General features: G+C 55.0%; 9 protein-coding genes and 1 pseudogene. 3 read left to right on the top strand and 7 right to left on the bottom strand.

Going from position 1 to position 11,732, the window contains the following annotated elements:
* Positions 1-17 precede the first annotated feature (17 nt).
* Complete coding sequence (gene yceD / locus NOM67_RS03480) at positions 18-539, bottom strand: 23S rRNA accumulation protein YceD (protein WP_041207910.1); 522 nt, start codon at positions 537-539, stop codon at positions 18-20.
* A gap of 119 nt (positions 540-658) precedes the next feature.
* Between yceD and NOM67_RS03485 the strand changes: the two genes are divergently transcribed.
* On the top strand, positions 659-1,240 hold the full coding sequence (locus NOM67_RS03485; protein ID WP_255933808.1) for a nucleoside triphosphate pyrophosphatase: 582 nt from the start codon (positions 659-661) through the stop codon (positions 1,238-1,240).
* Between the two features lie 98 nt (positions 1,241-1,338).
* On the opposite strand, the gene NOM67_RS03490 is transcribed toward NOM67_RS03485, so the two are convergent.
* Together NOM67_RS03490 and rluC are read right to left on the bottom strand one after the other, a co-directional pair.
* Positions 1,339-2,001 (bottom strand): HAD-IA family hydrolase, encoded by a 663-nt coding sequence (locus tag NOM67_RS03490; protein ID WP_255933809.1) that lies wholly within the window; start codon positions 1,999-2,001, stop codon positions 1,339-1,341.
* Positions 2,001-2,945 (bottom strand): 23S rRNA pseudouridine(955/2504/2580) synthase RluC, encoded by a 945-nt coding sequence (rluC, locus tag NOM67_RS03495; protein ID WP_255933810.1) that lies wholly within the window; start codon positions 2,943-2,945, stop codon positions 2,001-2,003. Before rluC ends, NOM67_RS03490 begins: the two co-directional genes overlap by 1 nt.
* 412 nt (positions 2,946-3,357) lie before the next feature.
* Here rluC and rne point away from each other — a divergent pair, with 412 nt between their 5' ends.
* Positions 3,358-6,387, top strand: a complete 3,030-nt coding sequence (gene rne / locus NOM67_RS03500; protein ID WP_255933812.1) for a ribonuclease E — start codon at positions 3,358-3,360, stop codon at positions 6,385-6,387.
* Between the two features lie 83 nt (positions 6,388-6,470).
* Positions 6,471-6,563: pseudogene (locus NOM67_RS03505) on the top strand (dCTP deaminase); the annotation flags it as partial.
* A gap of 783 nt (positions 6,564-7,346) precedes the next feature.
* Here NOM67_RS03505 and NOM67_RS03510 read toward each other — a convergent pair.
* From NOM67_RS03510 to apbC, 4 genes are all read right to left on the bottom strand, one after another.
* Positions 7,347-8,816 carry an inorganic phosphate transporter gene (locus NOM67_RS03510; protein WP_041207908.1) on the bottom strand — a complete coding sequence of 490 codons (1,470 nt, stop codon included), beginning with the start codon at positions 8,814-8,816 and terminating at the stop codon, positions 7,347-7,349.
* A 396-nt stretch (positions 8,817-9,212) separates the two neighbouring features.
* A complete protein-coding gene (dcd, locus tag NOM67_RS03515) occupies positions 9,213-9,794 on the bottom strand; it encodes a dCTP deaminase (protein WP_041207718.1) in 582 nt (193 codons plus the stop codon).
* A 62-nt stretch (positions 9,795-9,856) separates the two neighbouring features.
* Complete coding sequence (gene udk / locus NOM67_RS03520) at positions 9,857-10,501, bottom strand: uridine kinase (RefSeq protein ID WP_041207717.1); 645 nt, start codon at positions 10,499-10,501, stop codon at positions 9,857-9,859.
* A gap of 110 nt (positions 10,502-10,611) precedes the next feature.
* Complete coding sequence (gene apbC, locus NOM67_RS03525) at positions 10,612-11,694, bottom strand: iron-sulfur cluster carrier protein ApbC (RefSeq protein WP_255933815.1); 1,083 nt, start codon at positions 11,692-11,694, stop codon at positions 10,612-10,614.
* Between the last annotated feature and the right edge of the window lie 38 nt (positions 11,695-11,732).

The following is an 11,732-nucleotide window of genomic DNA, read 5'->3' on the forward strand; positions in this document are numbered from 1 at the left end:
TAGGCTAACTCCTAAATTCACTTACGTTTAAGCTCTTCAAGAACTGCAAAGGGATTCGGCCGCTCATCAGCAGGTTCGATTTCACCCCAAGTCATCTCCATGTTACCACGGGGACACGCATCCAGAGAATGCATGGCTACCTGAGGCAACGAGAGGATGAGTTCATCCTCCAGGATTTGATGAAGGTCCATCTCGCCGTTTTCGTCCAACTCAATGGGCTCATAAGCTTCCGGCAGTTCTTCCTCGTTTGTTCTTTCGAACAGCGGAGTGTAGATAAATTCAGCTTCACAGAGATGCTCGAAAGTCTCTCCGCAACGTTGGCAAACCAGGTCAACCTTGGCATGGGCAGTGCCTTTCATAACGGTCAACTTCTGGACATCTTTGCCAAAGTGCAGCGATACCTCGATATCACTCCGCAAGCCAGCGGTTGATTCCTCCAGCCTGGGCATCTGCGACTTTTCCACTATCCCGACATAGTCGAGCAGCTTCAAGGCACTACGGACTGGATCAACCTTAACGGGCAACTTCACCTTTTGCATAGGGCGCGAATAATATAGGTCCAACAACTGATAGTCAAAGGAAAAAGTCCTTACCGCCGATGATTTTAACGCCACAAGTCCCTAGAATGCCGGTACTTGCTTTCATCGGTATTCGGATTATGCCACAGAATCTTATCCTCGCCTCAACTTCTCGCTATCGCAAAGCCCTGCTGGAGAAGCTTGGCCTCCCCTTTGAATGTGCAGCTCCCGACGTAGACGAACGCCCGCTGGCAGATGAATCCGCTCAGGAGCTGGTGGCCCGACTTGCCCGGGCAAAGGCCCAGGCCATTGCAAATAGTCGTGATCACGGGCTGATCATCGGTTCTGATCAGGTGTGTGTCTGCAATGGCCGCATCCTCGGCAAACCGGGCACCATAGATAATGCCATAGCACAGCTGATGGCGGCCCAGGGTCGCAGCGTCACCTTTTACACCGGCCTGTGCGTACTTAACGCTGCAACCAATGAGATTCATCAATTGATTGAACCGTTTACGGTTCACTTTCGCGATCTCGACGAAGCCGCCATTCGCCGCTATGTAGAGGCTGAACTGCCCCTCGATTGTGCTGGTAGTTTCAAATGCGAAGGGATGGGGATCGTGCTGTTCAAGGGGCTGGAAGGGCGCGATCCTAACGCATTGATCGGTCTGCCGCTGATCGGCCTGATCGAACTGCTGGAGCGCCACGGCATCGCCCTGCCCTGATGGTGGACGAATGGATGAGCTAGAAGATATATAAAAGGCCCGGTCAATTGACCGGGCCTTTTATCAATCAGATTGATGTCACTCAAGGTGTGAGACGTTTACAACAACGTGCGAAGAACCGTCATAGAGTCAACCACGGCCACTGGCTCGTAACGACTGAGTGCCTCGCGGCTATCCACCCCCCAGGTGACGCCAATGCACGGCATGGCGATTGCCTCGGCCATCGCCATATCGTGAACAGAGTCTCCAATCATTACGGCCTGACGGGGCGACAGCCGCAGTTCGTCCAGGATCTGCTCAAGCATCAGCGGATCAGGCTTGGATCGAGCCTCATCAGCCCCACGACTGGTCACAAACAACGGGCGCAGCCCGGTCTCATCAAATACCCGATCCAGCCCACGGCGTGATTTGCCGGTCGCGACGGCCAGTTGCAGCCCTCGTGACCGCCAGTCATGTAGTAGCTCCGTTGCCCCGGCAAACAGCGGGCTGGGAGTGGTGTCGTGCAGATAGTGATAACGATAGCGATCGATGAGTGTGGCAATCTGGCGCTCATCAATGGCGGCGCCACTGTCGCTACACAAAGGGAACAGACGGGACATGGCGACATCAAGGCTCAATCCGATGATCTGCCGGATCTGGGCTGGTGCAGGTACCGCCAGCTCACAATCTCTGGCGGCCCCCTGCACACAGGCAACAATCCGGCCCACCGAATCCATCAGGGTACCGTCCCAATCGAAAATGGCAAGCCGGATATCCTGCATCAGCGTGACAAGCCGTTGAGGAAGTGGTCGAGTTCAGGTGCCAGCGGCGCTTCGACCTGCATCTCGCGACCATCGGCCGGATGGGTAAAGCTGAGCTTCCAGGCATGCAAAAAGAGCCGTTTCAGCCCTTGGCTGCGCATTTTCTCGTCAAACGCCGCTTCACCGTACTTATCGTCACAGGCGATCGGGTGACCGGCATGCAGGGTGTGCACCCGGATCTGGTGGGTACGGCCGGTGATGGGGCTGCACTCGACCAGGGTCGCTTCGGCAAATTGACGCACGATACGGAACCGGGTTTCCGATGGCTTGCCATCCGCGCTGACCCGCACCACCCGCTCACCGGATTGCAGATCGTTCTTGCGCAGAGGTGCATTAACCACCTTGACGTGAGCTTGCCATTTACCGCGAACCAGCGCCAGATATTGCTTTCGCATGGTCTTGACGCGCAACTGCTCATGCAGGCTGCGCAGTGCGCTGCGTTTTTTAGCAACCAGCAGTACGCCAGAGGTATCGCGATCCAGTCGATGAACCAACTCGAGGAAACGGGCTTCCGGCCGCAGGGCGCGCAGCCCTTCAATTACGCCAAAGCTCAGGCCGCTGCCGCCATGTACGGCCATGCCGGAGGGCTTGTTCAGCACGATCATGGCATCGTCTTCGAACAGGATCTGGCTCTCCAGACGCTGGATAACGCCCAGATTTGCTGAAGGCAGCTCATTCTTTTCGGCAACGCGTACGGGAGGAACCCGCACCTCATCGCCTGCGCAGAGTTTGTACTCCGGTTTGATGCGCTTTTTGTTTACTCGCACTTCACCTTTGCGAAGGATGCGATAGATCAGGCTCTTGGGGACGCCCTTTAGCTGAGTCTTGAGAAAATTGTCGATGCGCTGCCCGTCATGCTCAGCTTCGATGGTGAGCAGCTGCACTTGTTGATGTATCTGTGTCATGGCGCGGATTTTACCACTGCCAGCGCCCCTTGGCTGCTGGTTTGTTGAAAAATGGCGCCTTGCTATAAAAGAGGTTTAAATGGGATAATAAACAAGGTTTTGTCATTGTGTTCAAGCCTTGTACTAAGTGGCCAAAAAGTATGCCACCCAATCCCGATACACCGTGTCTAGAAGAACATGACGGTTCCCGGGTGCGAGGTACAACGCATGGAGAACACAAACATCACCGTTTATTTGTCTCCATTTCGGCATCCTTATTCATCTTTTCTCGAGAAAAGATGACCAGAACGCCCTTAGTTTGCGCCTCATGCATACCCCAACCGGGAGGTTGCCCCAGTATGCTGAAGACCCGAGGCCGGCGCTGGCAGGACCCAGATGGAGGAAATCAAAATGACACAATAATGAGAACTCAATGAAAAGAATGCTTATCAACGCAACTCAAGAAGAAGAGTTGCGCGTAGCGCTGGTTGACGGACAACAGCTCTACGATTTGGATATTGAAAGTCCGGGACACGAGCAGAAGAAAGCGAACATTTACAAGGGTAAGATCACCCGCGTAGAACCCAGCCTTGAAGCTGCTTTTGTCGACTACGGCGCCGAGCGCCACGGTTTCCTGCCATTGAAGGAGATCGCCCGCAATTACTTCCCCTCCGGTTACTCCTATCAGGGTCGTCCCAACATCAAAGAAGTGGTCCGCGAAGGTCAGGAAGTTATCGTCCAGATCGACAAGGAAGAGCGTGGCACCAAGGGTGCAGCCCTCACCACCTTTATCAGCCTGGCAGGTAGCTACCTGGTACTGATGCCCAACAACCCCCGTGCCGGTGGTATCTCCCGCCGCATCGAGGGTGATGAGCGGACTGAACTGAAAGAAGCCCTGAGTGGGTTGACCGTGCCGGAAGGCATGGGCCTGATCGTGCGCACCGCCGGTGTGGGCAAGTCGCCAGAAGAGCTGGAGTGGGATTTGAACGTTCTGCTCAACCACTGGGACTCCATCCACAAGGCCTCTCAGGAGCGCGCCGCGCCGGTACTGATCCACCAGGAAAGCAACGTCATCGTGCGTGCCATCCGTGACTATCTGCGTCGCGATGTGGGCGAGATCCTGATCGACAATCCGGTGATTTTCGAACGCGCCAAGGCCCATATCGAGCTGGTACGTCCCGATTTCCTCAACCGTGTGAAGCTGTACAAGGGTGAAGTAGCCCTGTTCAACCACTTCCAGATTGAGAGCCAGATCGAATCAGCCTTCCAGCGTGAAGTGCGCCTCCCCTCCGGCGGCAGCATCGTTATCGATCCAACCGAAGCACTGACCTCCATCGATATCAACTCCTCCCGCGCCACCAAGGGCGGCGATATCGAAGAGACTGCGCTGCAAACCAACCTGGAAGCGGCCGATGAAATTGCCCGTCAATTGCGTCTGCGCGACCTGGGTGGCCTGATCGTTATCGACTTCATCGACATGACGCCGGTTCGCCATCAGCGCGAAGTGGAAAACCGTCTGCGTGAAGCTGTTCATCAGGACAGGGCCCGCATCCAACTGGGTCGGATCTCCCGTTTCGGTCTGCTGGAGATGTCTCGCCAACGTCTGCGCCCCTCCCTCAACGAGTCCAGCAGCCATATCTGCCCCCGTTGCCAGGGTCAAGGCGTGATCCGTGACAACGAATCCCTCGCCCTCTCTATCCTGCGTCTCATCGAAGAAGAGGCCATGAAGGACAACACCGAGCAGGTTCACGGTCAGGTGCCGGTGGATGTTGCAGCCTATCTGCTTAACGAGAAGCGTGCTGCCATCGCCAGTCTGGAACAGCGAAATGATGTGCGTGTTTACATCATTCCGAACCAGCATCTGGAAACTCCGCACTACGAAGTGACCCGCATTCGTCAGAACGAGATCCCGGAAGCGGCCAGCTATGAGCTGAAAACCGAGATTGCCAAGCCGGTCTACCAGCCGAAGCAAGCTCAGGTGATCGAGCGTGAACAACCGCTGCTACAAGGCTTTGCCCAGCCGACTCAACCCGCGCCGGTTGCAGCACAGCAGCAGACAGCCCCGGCCGTTGCCGCTGCACCTGAAGCAGGTTTCTTAAGCAAGCTGATCAAAGGCATTACCAGCCTGTTCAGCAGCGATGCAGCCCCTGCCGAAGTAAAAGCTCCGGCTGATAAACCGGCTGCTCGTGAAGCGCGCAAGGAAGAGGGTCAGCGTCATCAGCGCGAAGAAGGTCGTGGCCGTGGTCAGCGTCCTCGTCGTGACGACAACCGTGGCAACCGCAACAATGCGGAAGCTGGCGAGAAACGTGAAAATGGCAACCGCGAAAGTGGTGAAAACCGCAATCGTCGTCCTCGTAAAGAGCGTGAGCCCCGTCAGGAACGTGAAGCTCGCACTGAACAGCGGATGGAACGTGAACCACGCGAAGCGCGTCAAGAACGTGAGCCCCGTGCTCCACGCCCTGCTCGTGAGCCACGCGCTCCCCGTGAGCCTCGTGCCGAGGTTGTCGTTGACGCGGTGGAAACCGTTGATGCCATCGAACCACGTCAGGAAAAAGAGCAGAAAGTGGCTGAGCGCCGCGAACGTCGCCAGCTGCGCAAGCAGATCCGCGTTGATGTTGCTGCGAGCGACACCCCTGCCCTGCCTGTCGTAGAAGAGGTTCAGGTTGCAGCTGTTGAGACTGGCGACCAGGATGAGCAGGCCGAAGGTCAGCGCCGTTCCCGCCGTACTCCGCGCAGCCAGCGCATCGAAGGCCAACGTCGCAAGCGTATTAATGAAGAAGCACGTAGCCAGCGTGATGAAGAGCAACAAGCCGAGCCTACTCTGACTACCGCCGCCCAGGCCGATATCGCCAAAGCGCAGGTTGAAGAGCCGGTAGTGCCTGTTGTCACCATCCCGAGCGCTGAAGCTGTCGCGGCAGCCCTGCAAGCTTCTGCTGCACTGACCGAACACGTGGTTGTCGAAGCTGTTGCTGAGGAGTCTGCTGAACAGGCTCATGCGGTACAGACCGAAGTGGCCGCAACATCTGTTGTTGACACCGTTGAAGTAGAGGCTCCTGCAGTCGCAGTAGTTGAAGCAACTCAGGTTGAGATTGCACAAGCTGAACAACCTGCTGAAGTTGTTGCCGAAGCTGCCGAAGCTGCCGAAGCTGCCGAAGCTGCTGTTGAAGCAGTTGAGGTCAGCGAAGCAGTAACTACTGCACCTGTTGCTGAAGAGCCGGTAAAAGTTGTAGCTGAAGAGACTCCCGTAGCCGTAACCAAGCAGGTTAAGCACGGTGCCGGTCTGTTGGCCCGAGCTCGCAAGGCATCTGCGCCGATGGCAACCCCTGCTGAAGCCCCTGCCCTGCCCGCTCGTGAACCGGTGGACTACCCGCCTCTGGTTCGTGGCGAAGTGGTTAGCTCTGGCCGTCACGGTGGTAGCACCGCAGCTGTCAATGTGGCTTCTTGCCCGGCAGGTCGTCCTTAATAGTTCTTGTTAAGACAAGCAAAGAGCCACACAATGTGTGGCTCTTTTTTTATGGGTGACATTCACCTAGTTATCCGTTGGCAATGCGTCTGTGTAATACCGATATCGGAGACCATTCGGCTGAGGGCAAGATCGTCATTGAGCCACGGCCCGGTGTAGAGCGGATCAGTGGCGTCCTTGGTAAAACTAAAGGCGTACTAAGTTTTCTACCTGAATTCTATTTATTCGAAATAATGGCCATAAAAGCTTAAGTCACAAACTTGTTTGTTGGCATATAAAACTCATTATTCATGCATCCAATAGTACATTTCTCATCCTAGCTCCGATTCATTTTTGCCGAATCGCTGATTACAGCTTGGACTGTCAATCTAATTTAGATCTCAGGAATCAATCTACTATCCAGATTAAGTCAGCTCCATATAAAACCACAATCCGACTTACATCTGGGACAATGTTATAGATTGAGCCAAATACTATGCCCAGGTACACAATGCTGCAAATGCAGCTTATGTAATCGTATATTTTGTAGCGGTAACTTTCTGGTTGGAGGTTACAGTTATCCCTCCCCTCCGCTAATTACATGTACTTACCAAATAACCCAGGTTCCTGTTAATAGAAATCCCTGATGCTGATTGGAGAACACTTGGCTACGGCGCTCTTGCTCATGTCTATGGGTGAAATACTATCTATTGACCGGGTATCGCAGGATAACGCGAGCTGTGATAAACACTGAACAGATGTTGTATCTAAAAAGCAAAAAGCCACACAGTGTGGCTTTTGCTTGTACCAATAACGAGATATCCCTCCCCCACCCTACTTATTAGTCGTCGCTCTACATAATATCAATCTGGATTAGCAGGGTGCTGCAGGCTCTAATCGATAGGAAAAAAGGGGTATGGAACTCATGTCGAAATAAAAAAGGGCCCGAGGGCCCTTTTATCTATAAATGCTTGAAGAGATTATGCGAACAGATGGTGGCTGATGATGAACAGGCCACCAGAGAGCAGCATGGTAAGCGGCAGGGTCAGCACCCAAGCCATCAGGATGGTCTTGATGGTTTGGCTTTGCAGGCCTGACTTGTTGGCCACCATGGTACCCGCCACCGCAGAGGAGAGAATGTGGGTGGTCGATACCGGCATACCGGTCAGACTGGCAATACCGATGGAGCTGGCCGCCGTGATTTGGGCTGCAATCCCCTGGCTATAGGTCATACCGGTAGAACCGATTTTCTCACCAACGGTGTGCACGATACGACGCCAGCCCACCATGGTGCCACAACCCAGCGCCATCGCAATGGAGACGATCACCCAGGTCGGAGCGTATTCGGCAGTCGCGGTCAGATCCTTGCGCCATTTGGCCAGATCGGTCAGCTCCTTGGCCGGCAGAGAGAGTTTGGAAACCTTGCGTGCGGTGTCATCGATACAGAGCAGCAGACGACGCACTTCACGGCGATCGGTCAGGCTCATCTCTTCATAGGTACGTACGGCACCAAGACGGGCATCCAGAGTGTTCATCGCCTGCAGCACGCTGTCTGCTGAACAATGAGTCATCAGCTCTTCTTGCACAGCAGAGGCTGAGTTGAAGTTGATAACACCACTCACCGCATCCTGATTGCGCTTATAGATTTCCATGATGCGCTGGTTGGCATCCTGGGTACGATCCAGATCATAAGAGCGGCTATTCATGTCCAGCGCGAAGTAGGCTGGCGCCATGCAGATCAGCACCAGCATTACCAGACCGATGCCCTTCTGGCCATCGTTGGAGCCGTGCACAAAGCTCACCCCCATCGCAGAAGCAACCAGAGTGAGGCGAGCCCAGAATGGCGGGTGCTTCTTGCCATCAACAAGTTGACGCTCTTCCGGGGTCTTGTGGATCTTGTTGCTGGTCCAGATGCGTTTCATAACCAGCAGCAGCAGCGCTGCCACGATGAAACCGATGGTGGGAGAGATGATCAGGGAGAGCATGATGTCGATCGCCTTGCTCACGTTGATCCCTTCAGTCACCGGCTTGTGGCTGATCCAGGCATAGGCACCGCCTACCCCCAGAATGGAACCGATCAAGGTATGTGAGCTGGAGGCTGGGATCCCGAAGAACCAGGTACCCAGATTCCACACAATGGCGGAAAAGAGCAACGAGAAGACCATGATCAACCCTTGGGTGGAGTCCATCCCAAGCAGCAGGTCGATGGGCAGCAGATGGACGATGGCATAAGCCACACCCAGACCGCCAAACATGACGCCGAAAAAGTTGAAGATCCCTGATGCCACAACCGCCAGGTGAGCGGGCATCGCTTTGGTGTAGATAACCGTTGCTACCGCGTTGGCGGTATCGTGAAAGCCATTGATGAATTCATAGGCAAGCACAAAAAAAACGGCCAATACCAAACCGATTGACCACCACAAACCCAAACCACTAAACATTTCAAACATAAAAAAAAGCCTGTTTATGAGTTGCGGCGGATTATGCCAGATGGCGGCCAACACCATAGCTATCCGTGAAATATTTCAGCCATAAAAAAAAAGAGCTTTTTGGTAAAAAATATCTTACAGCCAGTCGCAATGCGGCTTGCCAGAGATTAATTAAAGCGAGCAGTTGATGCCAATAAACAACAAAGTTGCTGACAATTCAGCCAACAAACGTCATTTTTAGCCCTCTTTTTCACCCCCATCAGGCATGAAAAAGCATAAAAATATCGTTTGCCAACCATTCTCATCCGACCAGCCAGGAGTCATCCGTATCTTCGCAGCGCCCGCTCGCCTGCAACATAAACCAAAAAAGAGGAGCCACTTTGTGCTCCTCTTTTCCAATCATGCCTGCGGGCAGCATCAATCCTGGTTGATACGACTGGCGACAGCACCCTGCTGGCTCTTGTACTTGGCATTTTCCCGCTTGTTGTACGGACGGGCTGCGGTGCCTGAGAGCATCTCGAAGTTCAACGCGCCGATCTTCATCTTGGGACGCAACGCCAGCGGCAATTTGCCGCCATTGTAGAACTCCAGCACGATACGGCCAGACCAGCCCGGATCGATACGGTGTGCCGTGACATGCACCATCAGACCAAGACGGGCCAGCGAAGAGCGGCCATCGAGCCAGCCGACGATATCTGCCGGCAGGGTGACGGATTCATAGGTCACGGCCAGCGCCAGCTGACCCGGGTGCAGATAGAAGGCTTCGCCATCCGGGATGTGGATCTCGTCGCTCATCACCCGATCGATGGCATCGGCCATCTCGCTGCTCGGGCCGCTCAGATCGATATAGGGGGCGGTATGATCGCGAAACACCCGAAACTCGTTACCCAGCAGCACATCGACGCTGACGCCACTGATCCGTTCTACACCGGGCCGTGGCTCAATGACGATCTTGCCCTCATCCAGATGGCGTTCGATATCGGTATCACACAGACGCATTGGCGACTCTCCTGACTACTTTGTGCTTTAAAAAAGCCGGGCATCACCCGGCTTGTTTCAACTTAACCAATCAACATGTGGCGAATACGCGCCTTGAGCATGTCGATCGCGATACGGTTCTTGCCACCACGGGGCACAATCACATCGGCATACTGTTTGGAAGGCTCGATGAACTGCAGGAACATGGGGCGTACGGTCTTTTGATACTGCTTGAGCACGGAGTCCATAGTCCGGCCACGCTCCTGCACGTCACGCACCAGTCGGCGCAGCAGACAGATGTCCAGCGGTGTATCCATAAAGATGGAGGCATCCATCAGGTCGCGCAGACGGCTGTCGGTCAACAGCAGAATACCTTCCAGAATGATCACACGGCGCGGGGCGAACGGAGTCACCTCGCTCATCCGGGTGTGCTCGGTGTAGGAGTACTGGGGAATGTCTACCGCATCCCCTTTCAGCAATTGACTCAGGTGCTGAACCAGCAGGTCGTGATCCAGCGCATTGGGGTGGTCATAGTTGGTTTTTACCCGCTCTTCCATGGTCAGGTGGGTCTGATCACGGTAGTAGCAATCTTCGGTGATCACACCAATCTGACCTGCACCCAGTTCTGCCACCAGCTCTTCATAAATGGTCTGGGCTATAAGACTTTTGCCTGACGCGGACGCGCCGGCAATACCGATGATCACACACGAATGTTGAGTATCAGACATGACAAATACCTAAAAGAGAAGAGCAGTGGGGATTGTTTAAACCGATCCATTATATGAAAAAGGGTGGGCCATGCCCACCCTCAAATCCCCATCAGGTGACCGACAGCTGATTATTCATCCAGCGCGACAGTATAAAGCGGGGTCGCAATCGGTTTTGCGCTGAAAAAGAGTTCGGCCCCCACCCTGCGCGCCAGCTTCAAATAGGCCTGAGCCAGGCTTCCTTCCGGCGAACTGAAGACGGTCGGGCAGCCATCATCCATGTGCTGGCGGATGTCGATGTGCAGCGGCAGCTGACCAAGCAGTGCCACTTGATACTGCTCTGCCATCTTCTGGCCGCCACCGGTACCGAACAACGGCTCATGGTGACCACAGGCGCTGCAGACGTGGTAGCTCATGTTCTCGATGATGCCGAGCACCGGCACATTGACTTTGTGGAACATGGCGATCCCCTTGCGGGCATCGGCCAGCGCCACATCCTGCGGGGTGGTCACGATCACCGCCGCCGAGGTGGGCACCTGCTGAGCCATGGTGAGCTGGATATCACCGGTGCCCGGCGGCATGTCGACCACCAGATAATCCACCTCGCCCCAGCGGGTCTCGTGGAGGATCTGCGCCAGTGCCTTGCTCGCCATGGGGCCACGCCAGATGGTGGCATCCTGCTCGGAGACCAGATAGCCGATGCTGTTGCTCTTGAGGCCACAGGCCATCACCGGCTCCATCAGTTTGCCATCATGACTGACCGGGCGCTCCTTGAGGGTGCCCATCATGGTAGGGATGGAGGGGCCATAGATATCGGCATCGAGAATGGCGACCCGCGCCCCCTCCTTTTTCAGGGCCAGCGCCAGGTTGACCGCGGTGGTGGACTTACCCACCCCGCCCTTGCCGGAAGCAACGACGATGATGTTGCGAATGCCCTGCACTGCGTTGAGCCCCTGCGCCCGCGGCATGCTGGCCACATCGATCGAAAGTTGCCAGTCGATGCGGGAGACGCCGGTGGCAGCGCGCAATCTGGCGTCGAACTCCTCCTTGAGGGTATCGAGCAGCGACAGCGCGGCAAAGGGCAACACCAGACGGATAGAGAGACTTTGATCCTTGCTGATGACGTCGCGCACAAATCCGGCACCGACCAGATCCTTGCTCCAGCCTGCCGGCTTAAATTCGGCGAGGATCTGTTTTACTGAATCAATCACCATTAACTCCTCATTATGTTGTCATTATCTTGAGGTGAACG

This window comes from Aeromonas sp. SG16 (genome assembly GCF_024436135.1).
Classification (GTDB): domain Bacteria; phylum Pseudomonadota; class Gammaproteobacteria; order Enterobacterales; family Aeromonadaceae; genus Aeromonas; species Aeromonas jandaei.

Bases quoted from the DNA above. Each gene is read 5' to 3' on its own strand.
- NOM67_RS03510 (WP_041207908.1), bottom strand. From the start codon at position 8,816: ATGTTTGAAATGTTTAGTGGTTTGGGTTTGTGGTGGTCAATCGGTTTG.
- apbC (WP_255933815.1), bottom strand. From the start codon at position 11,694: ATGGTGATTGATTCAGTAAAACAGATCCTCGCCGAATTTAAGCCGGCA.
- rne (WP_255933812.1), top strand. From the start codon at position 3,358: ATGAAAAGAATGCTTATCAACGCAACTCAAGAAGAAGAGTTGCGCGTA.
- udk (WP_041207717.1), bottom strand. From the start codon at position 10,501: ATGTCTGATACTCAACATTCGTGTGTGATCATCGGTATTGCCGGCGCG.
- dcd (WP_041207718.1), bottom strand. From the start codon at position 9,794: ATGCGTCTGTGTGATACCGATATCGAACGCCATCTGGATGAGGGCAAG.
- NOM67_RS03485 (WP_255933808.1), top strand. From the start codon at position 659: ATGCCACAGAATCTTATCCTCGCCTCAACTTCTCGCTATCGCAAAGCC.
- rluC (WP_255933810.1), bottom strand. From the start codon at position 2,945: ATGACACAGATACATCAACAAGTGCAGCTGCTCACCATCGAAGCTGAG.
- NOM67_RS03490 (WP_255933809.1), bottom strand. From the start codon at position 2,001: ATGCAGGATATCCGGCTTGCCATTTTCGATTGGGACGGTACCCTGATG.
- yceD (WP_041207910.1), bottom strand. From the start codon at position 539: ATGCAAAAGGTGAAGTTGCCCGTTAAGGTTGATCCAGTCCGTAGTGCC.